Below are 17,345 nucleotides of genomic sequence, written 5' to 3' on the forward strand. Positions count from 1 at the left end.
TTCCTGCTGTTCTGTTTTTTTACAGGCCTGATTTCAGGCTAGCTTCGATAAACTTGTCCAAGTCGCCGTCGAGTACCGCCTGGGTGTTGCGGGTTTCGACGCCGGTACGTAGATCCTTGATGCGCGCATCATCCAGCACATAGGAACGGATCTGGCTGCCCCAGCCGATATCGGACTTGGTCTCTTCGAGGGCTTGCTTCTCGGCATTCTGCTTCTGAATTTCCAGCTCATAGAGCTTGGCCTTCAGCTGCTTCATACACTGATCTTTGTTTTTGTGCTGGGAACGATCGTTCTGGCACTGTACCACGACCCCAGTAGGAATGTGGGTAATACGTACCGCGGATTCGGTCCGGTTGACGTGCTGACCACCGGCGCCGGAGGCACGGTAGACGTCGATACGCAGGTCGGCCGGGTTGATCTCGATGTCGATGTCATCGTCGATCTCGGGGTAGACGAACACCGAGCAGAACGAGGTGTGGCGACGGCCACCGGAATCGAACGGGGATTTGCGCACCAGGCGGTGCACGCCGGTCTCGGTACGCAGCCAGCCGAAGGCATACTCACCGGTGAACTTGATGGTGGCGGACTTGATGCCGGCCACGTCGCCTTCGGAGCATTCGATGAGCTCGGGCTTGTAGCCGTGGGCATCGCCCCAGCGCAGGTACATGCGCAGGACCATGTTGGCCCAATCCTGCGCTTCGGTACCACCGGAGCCGGACTGGATGTCGATGTAGCAGTCGGAGGGATCGTGCTGACCGGAGAACATGCGGCGGAACTCGAGATCCACCAGCTTGGTTTCCAGCACGTCGGCTTCGGCCACGGCTTCGTTGAAGGTATCTTCGTCTTCACCTTCCACGGCCAGCTCGACCAGCATGGCCACGTCGTCGGCGCCCTGGGTCAGGGTGTCGATGGTGCCGACCACGTTTTCCAGCGCCACGCGCTCCTTGCCCAGCGCCTGTGCGCGCTCGGGTTCATTCCAGACGTCCGGCTGTTCCAGCTCGGCGTTGACCTCTTCTAGACGCTCTTTCTTGGCGTCATAGTCAAAGGTACCCCCTAAGCAGCTCGGTCCTCTCAGACAGCTCCTTAAGCTTGTTTAATACAGGATTGACTTCAAACATCGTGAAAACTCTCGGGGTCGATGTGATTTAAAAACGGGATATTCTAGCCAATTGTGGAAGGAATAAACAGGGTCGGCTGTCCTTGTGCGTGCCTCGTAGTCAATTTCTGGTGCAGTTTTCCCCAACTCGGTGGAAAATATCGCCCGCCGGCCCATTTTCCGGTTTAGTTTTGCGCCGACGGGTCGTTAATAACTACGCAGTGCTGTGCACTTTTTGGGAAATCCTGTTCCTGACCTCATAAGAAGAACGCATGATGAAAAACCTATCACTCAAGCAGAAGATACTGTTGTCGGTGGTGATCGCCCTGTCGCTGGTGATCCTGCTGCTCTCCTGGCAGAGCTATACCAGCCAGAAGTCCCTGTTGCTGCAAGGCAGTCAGGAACAGGTACAACGCCTCGGCAGCCAGCAGGCGGCCAGTGTCAGTGACTGGCTCGCGGCCCGTCGCGACGTCATTCAGGCGCTCGGCAACAAGGCCGGTGCCGAACCCCTCAACGCCCTGCAACAGGCGCAAGTCTCCGGTCGCTTCCAGCTCACCTATTTTGGCGAGAGCGGCGGCAAGATGAACGACTCCGACCCCTCCATCAACCGTGACGGTTACGATCCCCGCTCCCGCGGCTGGTATCAGGAAGCGATGAGCAAGGGCGGTCTGATCGTGACCAAACCCTATCTGGATGTGGCCTACAACATCATGGTAGTGACCCTGGCCCAGCCGGCTCAGGGCGGCGTGGTCGGCGGCGACCTCTCCATCGCCTCGCTGGTGGAGGACGTCACCAAGATGAAGCTGCCGGCCGACGGTTTCGCCATCATGATGCACAAGGATGGTACCGTCATCGCCTACAAGGACGCCGCCAAGGCGATGAAACCGGCCACCGAGATCGACAACGATCTGACCAATGCCCTGATCGAGCAGAGCAAGACCACCAACAGCCTGGTGCCGGCCTACTTCGACAACGAAGGGCGCGACAAGCTGCTGTGGGCGGTGGACATCCCCGATACCGACTGGGAGCTGGTACTGGTACTGGACAAGGAGACCCTGGAGGCGCCGCTCTCTTCCCTGCTGATGACCCAGCTCGGCCTGGCCCTGCTGGTGCTGGTGGGCAGCATCCTCGCCATCTCCTGGCTGGTCAGCATGCTGCTCGGCCCGCTCAGCAAGGTCTCCCAGGCCCTGGCGCGCATCGCCGACGGCAACGGCGATCTGACCCAGCGCATCAAGATCGACACCAACGACGAAGTGGGTCAGCTGGCCAACAGCTTCAACCGCTTCGTCGGCAGCCAGCACCAGCTGATCGGCAATATCCGCAAGCTGGCCAACGAGCTGAACGCCGATGCCGAGCGCAGTCTGGTAACCAACCAGGCCGCCGTGGACGAGCTGCAGCGCCAGCAGCAAGAGGTGACCATGGTCGCCACCGCCGTCACCGAGATGGCGAGCGCCACCATGGAGATCGCCGGCAACGCCGAGAACACCGCCGCCGCGGCCCAGCAATCCGCCCAGAGCAGTGAGCAGGGCAAGATGCTGGTGAACCAGACCCGTCAGTCCATCAACGGTCTGGCCGAGGAAGTGGGGCAGGCGACCGAGGTGATCGGCGAGCTGAGCCGCCACGCCCAGGCCATCTCCGGCATCCTCTCCACCATTCAGGGCATCGCCGAGCAGACCAACCTGCTGGCGCTGAACGCGGCCATCGAAGCGGCCCGCGCCGGTGAACAGGGTCGCGGTTTCGCAGTGGTGGCGGACGAGGTGCGGGTGCTGTCGCGCCGCACTCAAGACTCCACCCAGGAGATCCAGTCCACCATCGAGACCCTGCAGCAGACCACGGCCCGTGCGGTGAGCCTGATGCAGACCAGCCAGGGGCTGGCGGACAACAGCGTGAAAGACGCCGATGCCGCTGCCGCTGCGCTCGAAGAGATCACCCAGGCGGTGTCGCTCATCTCCGACATGGCGGGTCAGATCGCCACCGCCGCCGAGGAGCAGACCCAGGTGACCGGCGAGATCACCCAGAACACCACCGCCATCAAGGATGTGAGCGACGAGATCACCGCCGCCGCCATGCGTGATCTGGATCAGGCCGAGAGCCTCAAGGGCCGGGCCACCGACCTGAACCAGCAGGTCTCGACCTTTATCCTGTAAGTGTTTGAACGCGGCGAGCACGGCCGCAGTGACAAAGCCCCGCCCTCTGCCGAGTGCGGGGCTTTTTGTTTATGTAGCTCGCCGCGGGCAGTCATGAAGGGTGGGGGGCGCCGCTGGCGAGCAGAAAAGGCAGAGCCCACCAAGAGGTGGGCTCTGTTCATAGACGTCTGACGGAAAAGGAATTACAGGAAGGGCAGTGCCAGGAACAGCTTGATCACCATGGCGTTGATGATGTCGATGAAGAAGGCGCCCACCATGGGCACCACCAGAAACGCCAGGTGAGAGGGGCCGAAGCGCTGGGTGATGGCTTGCATGTTGGCAATGGCGGTGGGGGTGGCCCCGAGACCAAAACCACAATGGCCTGCCGCCAGCACGGCCGCATCGTAGTTGCTGCCCATTACCCGGAAGGTGACGAAGATGGCGTAGAGCGCCATGGCCACGGTCTGGGCCGCCAGCAGGACGAAGATGGGCAGCGCCAGGTTGGCCAGATCCCACAGTCGCAGGCTCATCAGCGCCATCGCCAGGAACAGCGAGAGGCTGACGTTGCCGAGCAGGGAGACTTCGCGGTCGCTCACCTCGTGCCAGTTCAGCAGGGTCAGCACGTTGCGCAGCAGCACGCCGACGAACAGCACGCAGACGAACACCGGCAGCTCGAAGGCGCCACCCTTGAGGTAGGCAGAGAGCATCTCGCCCCCCTTCAGGCTGATGGCGATCAGCGCCAGGGTCTCGATCAGGCTGAAGGTGGTGAGCGGGCGCTCCATGTCCGGCATCTCGAAGCCTTGCGGCGCGTCATCCCGGTTGTGCTCCTCGCCGGGTACCTTCACCTTCTTTACCAGATAGCGGGCGACCGGGCCGCCGATGAGGCCGCCCAGCACCAGGCCGAAGGTGGCACAGGCGATGGCCAGTTCGGCGGCGGATTGCACCCCGTACTTCTCGGTGAAGGTGGCGCCCCAGGCCGCCCCGGTGCCGTGGCCGCCGGAGAGGGTGATGGAGCCAGCCAGCAGCCCCATGTGGGGATCCAGACCGAGCAGGGTAGCCAGACCCACGCCCAGGCTGTTCTGCACCAGCAGCAGACCGGTGACCACCAGCAGGAAGGTGAGCACCGCCTTGCCGCCGCGCTTGAGGCTGGCGAGATCGGCGGAGAGACCGATGGAGGCGAAGAACGCCAGCATCAGCGGGGTTTGCAGGCTGGTATCGAACTGCAGCTCCATCTGCAGGGTGGAGCGCAGCAGCAGCAGCACCAGAGCGACCACCAGGCCGCCGGCAACCGGTTTGGGGATGTTGAAGGTTCGCAGCAGCCCGACTCGGGTCACCAGCAAACGACCGAGCAGCAACACCAGGGTGGCTGCGACCAGGGTGGCGTAGGAATCAAGTTGTAGCATTCAGTACTCCCATGTTGATTGGCTGTGTCTTTCGTTGATGCAGACTCACAGATTCAGCCGGGATAAAAACAGTGTGGCTCAGGTGCCAACAAAGAAGGGGCGACATGCCCCCGCCCCACGTAAAAATGGGACCAGTGCGGGCCTGAACAGATCAGGCTTCCAGATGAGATTTATGAAAAACCGAGCGGATAGTAGCAAAAAGCACCACTTATATCCACATTTGTCAGATAAATGGTCGCTCTTGATGTATCTTGTGACATTTAACACTATTGGGTTAGTCGCCGTTTAATACCGGCCGCAGGCCATTTCCCGGCTGCCATTTGGAGTGCCAGTCCCTATAATTCGGCGGTTTTTGGCCCGCCGGACGGCACTGGTGGGATGTGAGCCGGCGGCCCGGCGCGCTATCATGAGCGGGCTTTTGGCCCATGGCGAACGCGGCGGGCAGTCGATGCCGCCGTTTCGCCCCGGCTCAGCCACGATTCGCGGGTGTTGTGCCCATCAAAGAGGAGAGGGTGTGAAGAAGTCCATCTACATCGCCTATACAGGCGGCACCATAGGGATGCAGCGTTCCGACCACGGCTATGTGCCGATGGCGGGCTTCATGGAAGACTGTCTGGCGCGGATGCCCGAGTTCCATCGCCCCGAGATGCCGGATTACCATATTCACGAATATGCGCCCCTCATCGACTCTTCCGACATGACGCCGGCGGACTGGCAGCGCATCGCCGAGGATATTAAAGGCAACTACGACAAGTACGACGGTTTTGTCATTTTGCACGGCACCGACACCATGTCGTTCACCGCCTCGGCGCTCTCCTTCATGCTCGAAGATCTGCACAAGCCGGTCATCATCACCGGCTCCCAGATCCCGCTCGCCGAGCTGCGCTCCGACGGGCAGCAGAACCTGCTCAACGCCCTCTACATCGCGGCCAACTACCCGATCCACGAGGTGACGCTGTTTTTCAACAACCAGCTCTATCGCGGCAACCGCAGCAAGAAGGTGCACGCCGACGGCTTCCACGCCTTCGATTCGCCCAACTACCCGCCGCTGCTCAATGCCGGCATCGCCATCTCGCTCGAAGCGGGCGAGCTGGGGGTGCCGTCCGAGCGGCCGCTGGTGCTGCACGACATCACCCCCCAGCCCATCGGCGTGGTGACCCTCTACCCCGGTATCTCGGCCGAGGTGATCGCCAACATCCTGCAGCAGCCGGTGCGGGCGCTGATCCTGCTCTCGTTCGGGGTGGGCAATGCGCCGCAGAATCCGGCCATGCTGGCGCTGCTCTCCGAGGCCTCGGCCCGTGGCGTCATCATCGTCAACCTGAGCCAGTGCCTGCACGGCAAGGTCAACATGGGCGGCTATGCCACCGGCAACGCCCTGTCGCGGGCCGGGGTCATCTCAGGCTTCGACATGACCGCCGAGGCGGCGCTGACCAAGCTGCACTTCCTGCTGAGCCAGGATCTGCCGGCGCCGCGCATCCGCGAGCTGATGCAGCAATCCCTGCGTGGTGAGCTGACCCCCTGAGCGTTGCGGCCCTCACCCTAGCCCTCTCCCAGCGGGAGAGGGGATAGATCGAGGTGGCGAGGTTTGCCATGAAGATCGCCGGTAGGTGGCCCGCTTACTGTTCGCAGGTGTGAGCCTGCTCCCTTCTCCCCTGGCGGGAGAAGGGTCGGGGATGAGGGGGATGAGTCATCCTGCATAGATAGGAAAAAAGAGGGGAGCCATTATGGCTCCCCTCTCTGTTGTGGCCGCCGTGGCCGCCGTGGGCGGCCTGGCGGGTCAGCCTCAGTGGTTGAGGTCGACCCGCACTATCTCTTCCTCGTCGCGATATTGACGCTTGAGTTCGCTCTTGCTCTTCATCACGATCTCGCCGTCACGGCCGATGTTCATGTGCTCGGGGTTGTCGAGGTGCATCGCCTGCCAGGCCATCACGGCCTGCAGGGAAGTGGCCTTCTGCTCGTCGGTGAGCGGCTTGCCATCGGGCCACTTGCCGAGCTCGACCGCCGTCTTGAGGCGCTCGTACACCTCTTGTGGCATCTGCCTGATTGCTTGCAAAAACTCACCTTGTTGAAACGACATCCGGCCTTCTCCTTGCACATTGAGCCATGACGAATCGGGATCAGGCCGGCAGATCCTGGCGAACCGCGCCAGCCATCTGCTCCATCACCCGCACTACCTGACAACTGTACCCGAACTCGTTGTCATACCATACGTAGAGCACGCAGTGATCCCCTTCGGCGATGGTCGCCTGGGAGTCGACGATGCCCGCAAAACGGGAGCCCACCATGTCGGAGGAGACCAGCTCGGTGCTGGCGCTGAAGTCGATCTGGCGATGCAGGGCCGAGCTCAGCGCCATCTGCTGCAGATAGGCATTGAGGCTCTCCCGATCGGTGGTCTGTTCCAGCGACAGGTTGATGATGGCCAGCGATACGTTGGGGGTGGGCACCCGGATGGCGTTGCCGGTCAGCTTGCCCTTGAGCTCGGGCAGCGCCTTGGCCACCGCTTTGGCGGCGCCGGTGCTGGTCATCACCATGTTGAGGGCCGCGCTGCGGCCGCGGCGCTCGCCCTTGTGATAGTTGTCGATGAGGTTCTGGTCGTTGGTGTAGGAGTGCACCGTCTCCACGTGGCCGTGGCGGATGCCGTACTGGTCCTGCATCACCTTGAGCACCGGGGTGATGGCGTTGGTGGTGCAGGAGGCGGCGGAGATGATCTTGTCATCGGGCCCTATCACCTCGTGGTTGACCCCGAACACCACGTTCTTCATCTCCCCCTTGCCGGGAGCGGTCAGCAGCACCCGGGCGGCGCCGCGCGCCTTGAGGTGCTCAGACAGCCCCGCCTCATCGCGCCAGACCCCGGTGTTGTCGACGATCAGCGCATCGTGAATGCCGTAGGCGGTGTAGTCGATGTCGGCCGGGCTGTTTGCATAGATAACCTGGATGAAGGTGCCATTGGCGATGATGGCGCTGCGTTCCACATCCACCTCGATGGAGCCGTTGAAGGGGCCGTGCACCGAGTCGCGGCGCAGCAGGCTGGCGCGCTTCTCCAGATCTCCCTCGCGACCACCGCGCACCACGATGGCGCGCAGCCGCAGGGAGTTGGCGGCGCCGGTGCGCTCGATCAGCAGTCGGGCCAGCAGGCGACCGATGCGGCCAAAGCCGTACAACACCACGTCGGTGGGGGCCGGTACGCCGCGACCCAGGGCCGGTGCCAGCTTGGCACGCAGGTAGTCGTCGATGCCGGCTTCATCCTGGTGATCCTGCCAGTAACCCACGGCCAGCTTGCCCAGATCGATCTCGGCAGCGGTCGGGTTCAGGGCCAGGATGGCTTGCAGCAGGGGAAAGCTCTGTTGGATCGGGAGGGGGGCTCCCTGGTGGCGGCGAACGACCCGGTGGGCCTTGAGGATATCGATGGTGGAGGCGTTTTGCAGTGGGCGGCCGAAGATGGTGATCTCGATCCCCTGCTGGCGGTAGAGGCGACCGATCAAGGGTTGCATGGCTTCGGCGAGCTCCTGGCTCTCCTGCCACGCCTGCAGATAGTGCTCGTGGGTCATTAACCAGATCCTTTATTTCACGTTGTTGGGGCAAATAGAAATTCGTCGAATGCAGATCAGTGTAGGGGTGTATATTTCGTTATATTATTCTGCAGTCGCGGCCTTATACGGCGCGCGCATTGTAATGGATATGTAATCTGTTTGCTAGCCAAGGGTGGCCATGGCAGGCTGCAATTGTTACCAACAAGATATGAACCATGACCCCTTTTCCAGCTCGTTCCCTGTTGTTTGGCCTCTGTTGCGGTCTGCTGCTCACCGCCTGTGACGATGACAGGATCCACAACATCTGCGCCAATTACCCGGCCCTCTGTCAGGATCTGGTGGACGACGGCTGGTGTCGTTACGAACGCAGCGACATCATCCGGGCCCGCTACTACCTGCAGGCGGAGGGGACACAGCGGCGCCAGTACGAGTTGATGCGCAGCCTGGAGCGTTATCTCAAATGCGCCGAACGTTCCACCAACATCGAGTACAAGCGGGCCCGCGAGCAGAAGAGCTCGCGGGTGGAGGGGATGCTGGCGGCTGGCGAACAGCTGGCCCAGCTCGATGCCGCCACCCGCAACGCCACAGATCCCTACCTGCTGCTCTGGCACTGGACCAACAACACCAACGAGCTGGCTCGCCAGCAGTTTCTGGCGCTGGAGGGGCAACCCGTGCTGGAGGAGCCCGAGCTGCAACTGGCGCTCGGCGGCATCTATGCCAAGAGCGAGCCGCAAAAGGCCATCGCGCTGATGCAGCACGCCCTCTCCCTCTACCGGGAAGGGGAGCAGGTCAATGGCCGGATCCTCACCTCCCTCAGTACCCTCTACATGGGCCAGAAGCAGTACGGGCAGGCCTATCTGTGGGGCAAGGTGAGCGAGTCGTTCCAGAATGCCGCCGAGGTGTCGGCCACCCGTTTCAGCCTCTATCACTCCCTGAGCAAGCAAGAGCAGGAGAGCCTGGACAGCCAGGCCGCCACCCTGGTCGAACAACTGAAAAGCGGGACCTATCGTCCCTGAACCCTGATGAACCACATTGAATCTCTGGCCAGCGACTGGCCACACCCCTTCGACATCCGGCTCACCCACGGCCGGGTCAACACCGATGGCCGCCAGCTAGAGCGGGTCACCGTCAGGGCCGTCGTGCTGCGTGGCGACCAACTGCTGCTGGTGCACTCCCGGGTCAACGGCGATCTCATGTTTCCCGGTGGTGGCATCGAGCAAGGGGAGTGTCACCGCACGGCCCTCGCGCGCGAGCTGCGCGAAGAGTGCGGCGCCGAGCTGGTGGCGGTCGGTGCTCTGCTCGGCGAGACGCGGGAGTACCGGCCGGCCCGCGAGGCCGACTACGACGCCTACTGCATCCGCTCCTTCTACTACCTCTGTCAGGTGGGGGAGGCGTGGTGCGAACCCCAGCCCCAGCCCTACGAGATAAGGCTCGGTTTCACCCCCGGCTGGTTCGAGCTGGCCGAGGCGCTGCAGACCAACAAGACCCAGCTGGCGGGCCCTTGCCCCCAGTGGACGGTGCGGGAGACCAGGGTGCTGGCCGAACTGCACCACTGGCACGGCGCAGGCCTGCTGGGCTGAACGCCACCCGATTCCATAAAAAAAAACCGCCCCAAGGCGGTTTTTTTGCGTTTGCTGCCGATCAGGGCGTACAGACCGGGCAGAGGGCGTAAGTGCCCTGTGGATCGTTGAAGCGAGTCAGCGGGTCCAGGCTGCGGTTCACCTCCACCAGCGCCTTGCCAAGCCCGGCCGGCAACCAGCTCTGCAGGTGCGAAGCCAGCACTTGGGCGCTGCTGTCGAACAGCTGGCGCAGGAACTTGTCTTTGGCCGACTCTTCCTGCTCGATGGGGGTGACCTGCCACTCCTTGAGGTTGGCCAGCTCGGCCGCCGCCTTGATGGCCGCCTCCTGATCGCCAAACTCGTCCACCAGTCCCAGCGCCTTGGCATCCTGACCGGTCCAGACCCGGCCCTCGGCCGCTTTCTCGGTCTCTTCCGGACTCAGGCCACGGCCCTTGCTCACCAGACCGACGAAACGCTGGTAGGTGTCTTCCACGTTCAGCTGGATCGCCTGGCCGACGTGTTCCGGCAGGGCACGGGTCAGGCCGACGCCGACATAGTCGGTGGTGCCGACGCCGTCGGTGTGCACCCCGAACTGGGAGAGCGCCTTGTCGATGGTGGCGAACATGCCGAACACACCGATGGAGCCGGTGAGGGTGGTGGGGGAGGCGAAGATCTTGTCCGCATCGGCGGAGATCCAGTAACCGCCGGAGGCGGCGTAGCTGCCCATGGAGATCACCACCGGCTTGCCGGCCTGCTTGAGGGCCAGCAGCTCGGCGCGGATCTGCTCGGCGGCGAAGGCGCTGCCGCCCGGGCTGTCGACCCGGAGTACCAGGGCTTTCACCTTGTCGTCGCGGCGGGCATCGGCCAGCAGGTCGGCGAGGCTGTCGCCGCCGATGGTGCCGGCTGGCTGGACGCCATCCATGATGGCGCCGCTGGCGACGATGAGTCCCACCTCATCCTTGCCGCTCTGGGGATACTGGCTCGGAATGGCGGCCAGGTACTCCTTGAGGCCCACGCCCTTCCAGCCGTGGTCATCGCTCTCGCCCACTTCCTTGATCACCGCCTGGGTCATCTCGTCGCGGGTCGCCAGCTGGTCCACCAGACCGTTGTCAAGGGCGTAGTTGGCGGCGTTGCCGCCGGCCTTGCGCAGCAGCTCGAGGAAGCGATCCTTGCCCGGTGCCACGGCGTCCGGTTCGATTTCGCGCTGCTCGGCCACGTCGGCCACATAGGATTGCCACAGCTGATCCAGCCAGCGCTGGTTCGCCTCCTTGCTCTCGGGGGACATCTCGTCGCGGGTATAGGGTTCGACGAAGGATTTGTAGGTGCCGACCTTGAACACGTGCGGGGTGATGTTGAGCTTCTCCAGCGCCGACTTGTAGTAGGTCTGGTAGACGCCGAGCCCCTCGATCACCACGGCGCCGCTCTGGTTGAGCAGCACGTGATCGGCGTGGGCGGCCAGCAGATATTGGCCCTGGGTGTAGAAGTCGGCCATGGCGATGACCGGCTTGCCGCTCTCCTTGAAGGCATCGATGGCGCTCGCCACCTCCTGCAGTTTGGAGAAGCTGGTGCCCTGCAGCCCCTGGGGCTTGATCACCAGCGCCTTGATGCGATCGTCATCCTTGGCGCTTTTTATGGCCCACAGCAGATCGGAGAGGACGATCTCGCTGGGCAGCTCGTCGCTGTTGTCCACCTGGCGTAGCAGCTGTACGGTGGGATCGGTCTGCGAGCGCTGTTCCACCAGCACGCCGGAGAGATTGAGGGTGAGGGCCCCTTCGATGGGGGCGCTGGGCGCCTCTTTCTGGCTGACGCTGAAGACGATGATCAAGACCACGACGAGAAACAGCAGATTGACCAGCATCAGCCGGGTGAAATTGAGCAGGCGCCACAGGCTGCGAAACAGCCAACCCAGACCTTTGAAAATAGACATAGTCGCGTTATCGCCCTGTTAATGGGGAGGGAAGCGCCATTATTAACCAGTTGGCCGGTGAAATGCCATTTCCGCTTGGACAGGATCGGAGCCCGGTTGTTCGGAACACGTCTGTTCGCCGAAAAATTGTCCAAACATTTGTTTGAAAAAGCATTTTCGATTCTTTACTCTAGCCTCGGTTTGATAACAAAAAATTAACTGGAGGCCCTGTGAGCCGCCCACCCATCCTGCCGTCGTGTTCCGGGCTTGAGTCCGGACGGTGGAGAATGGGCGTGGTGCCATCCAGCCCGGCCCCGACAAGGAGTTCATGATGAGCCGTTACCCGACCCTGCTGACCCCCCTCGATCTCGGCTTTACCCAGCTGCGCAACCGCGTGTTGATGGGATCCATGCACACCGGCCTCGAAGAGGAGAAGGGAGGCTTTGACAAGCTGGCCGCCTTCTATGGCGAGCGTGCCCGGGGCGGGGTCGGCCTCATCGTGACCGGCGGCATCGCCCCCAATCTGCGCGGCCGGTTGGTGCCCCACGGATCCCAGCTGAGCTTTCCCTGGCAGGTGGCCAAGCACAAGAAGGTGACCAGTGCGGTGCATCAGGAGGGGGGCAAGATAGCGCTGCAGATCCTCCATGCCGGCCGCTACGCCTATCATCCGTTCAGCCTGGCGCCGAGTGCCCTCAAGGCCCCCATCTCTCCGTTCAAGCCGCGCGCCATGAGCGAGCGGCAGATCCGCGGTACCATCCGCGACTTCGCCGCCACCGCGCAACTGGCCAGAAGTGCGGGCTACGACGGGGTCGAGGTGATGGGGTCGGAAGGCTATCTTATCAACCAGTTCATCTGCGAGCGCACCAACAAGCGCACCGATGGCTGGGGCGGCAGCAGCGAAAAGCGCATGCGCTTCCCGGTGGAGATTGTCCGCGCCATCCGCGAGCGGGTCGGGCCGGATTTCATCATCATCTTCCGCCTCTCCATGCTGGATCTGGTGGAGCAGGGCTCCTCCCTTGAGGAAGTGATCGCCCTTGGCAAGGCGCTGGAACAGGTGGGGGTCACCCTCATCAATACCGGCATCGGCTGGCACGAGGCGCGCATTCCCACCATCGCCACCAGCGTGCCGCGCGGCGCCTTCAGCTGGGTGACGGCGGAGCTCAAGAAACATCTGAGTGTGCCGCTTATCACCACCAACCGCATCAACACCCCCGAGGTGGCCGAGCGCATTCTGGCGGGCGGCGAGGCGGATATGGTCTCCATGGCGCGCCCCTTCCTGGCCGACCCCGAATTTGTCATCAAGGCCGCCGAGAACCGGGCGGACGAGATCAACACCTGCATCGCCTGCAACCAGGCCTGCCTGGATCACGTGTTCAAACAGAAGCGGGCCTCCTGCCTGGTCAACCCGCGCGCCTGCTTCGAGACCGAGCTCATCTTCGGCCGGGTGCCCCAGCCCAAGAAGCTCGCGGTGGTGGGCGCAGGTCCCGCCGGGCTGGCGTTTGCCTGTTATGCTGCCGAGCGCGGCCATCAGGTGAGCCTGTTCGATCAGGCCAGCGAGATCGGCGGCCAGTTCAACTTCGCCAAGCAGATCCCGGGCAAGGAGGAGTTTCACGAAACCCTGCGCTACTTTGCCAAGCGGCTGGAGAAGTGCGGTGTCGAACTCTACCTGGGCCAGCGCCAGAGTGCCGAGAGTCTCTTGGGCGGCGGTTTTGACGAGGTGATCCTCGCCACCGGCATCCGCCCGCGCACCCCCAACATTCCGGGTATCGAGCATGCCAAGGTGATGAGCTATCTCGATGTCTTGCGGGATCACAAGCCGGTGGGCGAGAAGGTGGCGGTGATCGGTGCCGGCGGCATCGGTTTTGACGTGGCGGAATATCTGGTAGAGGGCAAGGGGGATCGCAGTCGCGATCACTGGCTCAAGGAGTGGGGCATCGACAAGCAGCTCGGCGAGCGCGGCGGCTTGATGGCCCCGGTGATCGACGCTCCCGAGCGCCAGGTCTGGCTGCTGCAGCGCAAGGAGAGCAAGGTGGGCGACGGCCTTGGCAAGACCACCGGCTGGATCCACCGCACCGTGCTCAAGAACCGCAAGGTGGAGATGCTCTCCGGCGTGCAGTACCTGCGCATCGACGACGAGGGGCTTCACATTCAGGTGGGCGAACAGCAGCAGTGCCTGCCGGTGGATCAGGTGATCATCTGCGCCGGCCAGGAGCCGCTCAAGGAGCTGCAGGCCGGTCTGCAGGCGGCGGGCAAGCCGGTACACATCATCGGCGGCGCCGACGTGGCCGCCGAGCTGGACGCCAAGCGCGCCATCCGCCAGGGGGCCGAACTGGCGGCGGTCATCTAGGCGACGGGCCGCCACGTATTGCGACAAACCCCTGATGCTCAGGGGTTTTCTTCATCCGGTGCTGTGCTAAGGTAGCGCCATCATAGCCCCTGACAAGGAACTGCCCATGGATGCCCTCCACCTGTTACTGAATCGTCACTCCTGTGGTCGTCTGGCCGAGCCCGCCCCGAGCGGCGAGGTACTCGACAATATCCTCAAGGCCGGGCTGCGGGCGCCGGATCACGGCACCTTGACCCCCTGGCAGTTCATCCTGTTCGAAGGGGAGGGGCGCGAACGGCTCGGTACCCTGCTGGCACAGGCCGCTCGCAGCCGCGGCGAGGATGAGGAGAGCATCAAGAAGTGTCAGGAGGCCCCGCTGCGCGCGCCGCTGCTGATCGCGGTGGCAACCCGCTATCAGGAGCACCCCAAGGTGCCGCGGCTGGAGCAGGAGCTCTCCGCCGGCTGCGCCCTGATGGCGATGCAGATGGCGGCCCAGGCCCAGGGCTTCAACGGCATCTGGCGCTCCGGCTGGTTCATTTTCGACGAGCAGATCAATGAAGGGTTGGGACTGGCACCGGAGGATCAGCTGGTGGGCTTCCTCTACCTTGGTACCCCCATGCTGGAGGCCCGCAAGCTGCGCGAGCTGCCGGTGAGCGAGTTCGTGCGCCGCTTCTAGTCTGCTTCATTACCGGCAAGGCCCTGACTCGTCAGGGCTTTTTTGTTTCTGGTGACAGGCTGTACTGATATTTGGAGGATTGCCAAGAGGGAGGCCGTGGCTGGCAGGGAATTTTTTAAATAGTGAGATGCCGTTCTCAATCCTGGTTTATTACGCTATGTAAAACGTTTGCGCCTCGTTAATATCCCTGTGCCAGTTTAGAAGGTGACCCCTTCTAATTTTCTGCGATGAGAGTCGCAATTCCGTAGCACCTTTTTACAGCCCAACGTCTTGATGACATTGGGCTTCATTTTTATGGGTGCTTTGCAGGTGTTGGCACTCTCAACCTCCTAGGACCGGAAAGGTCGCCTTTTTACAGGCCATCATGGTCTTGATGATATTGGGCTTCATTTTTATGGGCGCTTTTCAGGTGTCGGTACTCTCAACCTCCTAGGACCGGAAAGGTCACCTTTTTACAGGCCATCATGGTCTTGATGACATTGAGCTTCATTTTGATGGGCGCTTTGCAGGCGCTGGTTCCCTTAACTCCCTGATACCGGCAAACCCACCTTTTACGGGTGGTTTTCGGTACGTGTTGCTAGCTCACCGGCGTCTTGCCTTTGGCGGGCAGCACGCGGGCCGGGTTGCCCACCACCCGGGCGCCGGCCGGCACGTCTTTGGTGACCACGGCTCCGGCGCCCACGATGGCCTCCCGCCCTATGGTGACGCCGGGTAGCAGGATGGCGCCGCCGCCGATCCAGACCCTGTCCTCGATGGTGACCGGCAGCGCGGTTTCGACCCCCTGGATCCGTTCATCGGCGTCTAGCGCGTGGGCGGCGGTGTAGATCTGCACGTTCGGCCCGATCATTACCTCGGCGCCGATGCGAATGGGGGCGTTGTCCAGCAGGGTGGCCCCCATGTTGATGTAGCTGCGCTCGCCAAGGTGGATGTGGCGGCCATAGGTGCAGTAGAGGGGCGGGCAGATGAAGGCGCCCTGAGCCAGCTCGCCGACGATCTGCTGCAGCAGCACCAGCTGTTCATCCGCCTCGTCGCTGCGATTGAAGCGGCGGTACAGGCGTGCCGTCTCCCGGCGCAACAGATCCAGTTCCGGTGCCATGCAGTTGTAAGGCTGGCTGGCGATCATCTTGTCGTACTCGGTCATGGCGGCTCCTGTGGCTTGCCTTGGTGGCGCATGGGGTTCACATGTTAGCGGTCCGGCCGCCGGATAACCGTGATCAGCGGCCCGCTACGGGCAGCATCAGAGAGATGGCTGCTGCGGGCGGGTTGAAAACAGACGGGGCTCCCACGTGGGAGCCCCGTTGATAGTTTGGCAAGTGCCGCTTAGCCGAGTTTGCGGCCGGAGAGCCGGCACCACTCTTCCTTGACGGCGGTCGGGTCCATCTCGAACCACTGGCCGTAGATGGTCTCCAGCTCTGGCGCCTGGCTTTCCAGCACACCGGAGAGGGCCATCAGGCTGCCCGCTTTGCCGTGGCCGGCGATAAGCGGCGCCAGTTCGCGCAGCGGGCCGGCCAGGATGTTGGCGACCACTACGTCCGCTTCGACATCTTGCGGCTGATCCGCCGGCAGATAGAGCTCGATCTGATCGGCGACGCCATTGCGCATCGCGTTGTCACGGCTGGCCTGGATGGCCTGCGGATCGATGTCGATGCCGATGACTCTGGCGGCGCCCAGTTTCAGGGCGGCGATGCCGAGGATGCCGGAGCCGCAACCAAAGTCGACCACGGTTTTACCGGCCAGATCCAGCCCGTCCAGCCACTGCAGGCAGAGCGCCGTGGTGGGGTGGGTACCGGTACCGAAGGCCAGACCCGGATCCAGCATGACGTTGACCGCATCGGGGTTTGGCACGTCGCGCCAGCTCGGGCAGATCCACAGGCGCTCGCCGAACTGCATGGGATGGAAGTGATCCATCCACTCGCGCACCCAGTCCTTGTCTTCCAGCTGCTCCACCTTGTAGCCCACGTCTTCACCGAAGATCTGCTGGAAGAAGGCGATGGTGGGCGCCGGATCGGTTTCGGCGTCGAACAGCCCCATTACTTCGGTCTCGCCCCACAGCGGGGTTTCGCCCGGCATGGGTTCATAAACGGGCACATCCTTGGCATCCATAAAGGTCACCGCCTGGGCACCACGCCCCAGCAGCATGTTGCTCACCTTGTCTGCGGTCTTGGCAGTGGCGTTGATTCGAATTTGTATCCAGGGCATGGCGTCGACTCTTCATAAATGTGAAACCGCGGGATTCTATCATCATGGGCGTGTGCTGTCGTGGTTTGCCCATGCAGTGTGGTGGAGGATGGGGACTTTGCCGAGTTGGCACGGTTCGTGTATTCCTCATTGGGTGACGGGAAGCAACCTGTTCCCGCTGAATGCTTTGCTCTAGGAAAGTTCCGTCATCTTTTTCAGCCACCTTCGGGTGGCTTTTTTTTGTCTGCGGTGAGGCCGGGGGCTGTAGGCCCTATGGCAGGGTGCAATGTGGCAAGCAAGCGGGGAGGCGGGCGGGATTGGCACACTAGCTGCAAAGATACAGAGGTCCTGCATAAGGATATGTGTGTGATTGTTACCCCAACGTTCAGGTATTTAGGGCCATCCCGGCGGGATGGCCCCTTTTTTTGGCTCTTTTTATGGTGATGCTGCGTGGTGACTGTCTGTTGCCTGATGTGAGCTGTGCAGTGATGGGGCTTGTCACTGGTGAGTTCACCCCATGATGGTGCAGTTTTTACCCATAAGGG

At 62.5% G+C, this 17,345-nt stretch carries 13 protein-coding genes; 6 read left to right on the forward strand and 7 right to left on the reverse strand.

What is annotated here, in order from left to right:
• Window positions 1-19: 19 nt before the first annotated feature.
• Window positions 20-1,118, reverse strand: a protein-coding gene (prfB, locus tag ACB032_RS00600) for a peptide chain release factor 2 (protein ID WP_011707133.1) whose coding sequence is annotated in 2 segments (ribosomal slippage) — window positions 20-1,042 and window positions 1,044-1,118 — 1,098 coding nt in all. Because the reading frame shifts where the segments join, the coding sequence is not laid out codon by codon here.
• A 253-nt stretch (window positions 1,119-1,371) separates the two neighbouring features.
• On the opposite strand from prfB, the gene ACB032_RS00605 reads away from it, so the two are divergent.
• On the forward strand, window positions 1,372-3,243 hold the full coding sequence (locus ACB032_RS00605; protein WP_223950782.1) for a methyl-accepting chemotaxis protein: 1,872 nt from the start codon (window positions 1,372-1,374) through the stop codon (window positions 3,241-3,243).
• 182 nt (window positions 3,244-3,425) lie between these two features.
• On the opposite strand, the gene gltS is transcribed toward ACB032_RS00605, so the two are convergent.
• Window positions 3,426-4,625: a sodium/glutamate symporter gene (gltS, locus tag ACB032_RS00610; RefSeq protein ID WP_016351764.1), complete on the reverse strand. Its 1,200-nt coding sequence runs from the start codon at window positions 4,623-4,625 to the stop codon at window positions 3,426-3,428.
• 514 nt (window positions 4,626-5,139) lie between these two features.
• On the opposite strand from gltS, the gene ansA reads away from it, so the two are divergent.
• Window positions 5,140-6,147: an asparaginase gene (ansA, locus tag ACB032_RS00615; protein WP_011707130.1), complete on the forward strand. Its 1,008-nt coding sequence runs from the start codon at window positions 5,140-5,142 to the stop codon at window positions 6,145-6,147.
• A 261-nt stretch (window positions 6,148-6,408) separates the two neighbouring features.
• Here ansA and ACB032_RS00620 read toward each other — a convergent pair whose 3' ends face one another.
• Window positions 6,409-6,702, reverse strand: coding sequence for a YeaC family protein (locus ACB032_RS00620; RefSeq protein WP_042061025.1), 294 nt, complete (start codon window positions 6,700-6,702; stop codon window positions 6,409-6,411).
• 40 nt (window positions 6,703-6,742) lie between these two features.
• Entirely contained in the window at window positions 6,743-8,173 is a 1,431-nt protein-coding gene (locus ACB032_RS00625) for a glyceraldehyde-3-phosphate dehydrogenase (RefSeq protein WP_371137128.1), read from the reverse strand.
• A gap of 197 nt (window positions 8,174-8,370) precedes the next feature.
• On the opposite strand from ACB032_RS00625, the gene ACB032_RS00630 reads away from it, so the two are divergent.
• Together ACB032_RS00630 and ACB032_RS00635 are read left to right on the forward strand one after the other, a co-directional pair.
• The gene (locus tag ACB032_RS00630) at window positions 8,371-9,171 is read left to right on the forward strand and encodes a DUF2989 domain-containing protein (protein WP_371137129.1); all 801 of its coding nucleotides are present in this window, start codon (window positions 8,371-8,373) and stop codon (window positions 9,169-9,171) included.
• 6 nt (window positions 9,172-9,177) lie between these two features.
• Window positions 9,178-9,735: an NUDIX domain-containing protein gene (locus tag ACB032_RS00635; RefSeq protein WP_130631805.1), complete on the forward strand. Its 558-nt coding sequence runs from the start codon at window positions 9,178-9,180 to the stop codon at window positions 9,733-9,735.
• A 61-nt stretch (window positions 9,736-9,796) separates the two neighbouring features.
• On the opposite strand, the gene sppA is transcribed toward ACB032_RS00635, so the two are convergent.
• Entirely contained in the window at window positions 9,797-11,641 is a 1,845-nt protein-coding gene (gene sppA, locus ACB032_RS00640; RefSeq protein WP_101613981.1) for a signal peptide peptidase SppA, read from the reverse strand.
• A 310-nt stretch (window positions 11,642-11,951) separates the two neighbouring features.
• On the opposite strand from sppA, the gene ACB032_RS00645 reads away from it, so the two are divergent.
• Together ACB032_RS00645 and ACB032_RS00650 are read left to right on the forward strand one after the other, a co-directional pair.
• The gene (locus tag ACB032_RS00645) at window positions 11,952-13,967 is read left to right on the forward strand and encodes an NADPH-dependent 2,4-dienoyl-CoA reductase (RefSeq protein WP_319897080.1); all 2,016 of its coding nucleotides are present in this window, start codon (window positions 11,952-11,954) and stop codon (window positions 13,965-13,967) included.
• Between the two features lie 106 nt (window positions 13,968-14,073).
• Entirely contained in the window at window positions 14,074-14,622 is a 549-nt protein-coding gene (locus tag ACB032_RS00650; protein WP_024944291.1) for an NAD(P)H nitroreductase, read from the forward strand.
• Window positions 14,623-15,199: 577 nt separating this feature from the next.
• Here ACB032_RS00650 and ACB032_RS00655 read toward each other — a convergent pair.
• The gene (locus ACB032_RS00655) at window positions 15,200-15,763 is read right to left on the reverse strand and encodes a sugar O-acetyltransferase (protein WP_371137130.1); all 564 of its coding nucleotides are present in this window, start codon (window positions 15,761-15,763) and stop codon (window positions 15,200-15,202) included.
• A 179-nt stretch (window positions 15,764-15,942) separates the two neighbouring features.
• Window positions 15,943-16,821, reverse strand: coding sequence for a 50S ribosomal protein L11 methyltransferase (gene prmA, locus ACB032_RS00660; protein ID WP_005298012.1), 879 nt, complete (start codon window positions 16,819-16,821; stop codon window positions 15,943-15,945).
• Between the last annotated feature and the right edge of the window lie 524 nt (window positions 16,822-17,345).

The sequence above is a fragment of the Aeromonas sp. S5(2024) genome (assembly GCF_041403025.1).
Taxonomy (GTDB): domain Bacteria; phylum Pseudomonadota; class Gammaproteobacteria; order Enterobacterales; family Aeromonadaceae; genus Aeromonas; species Aeromonas hydrophila.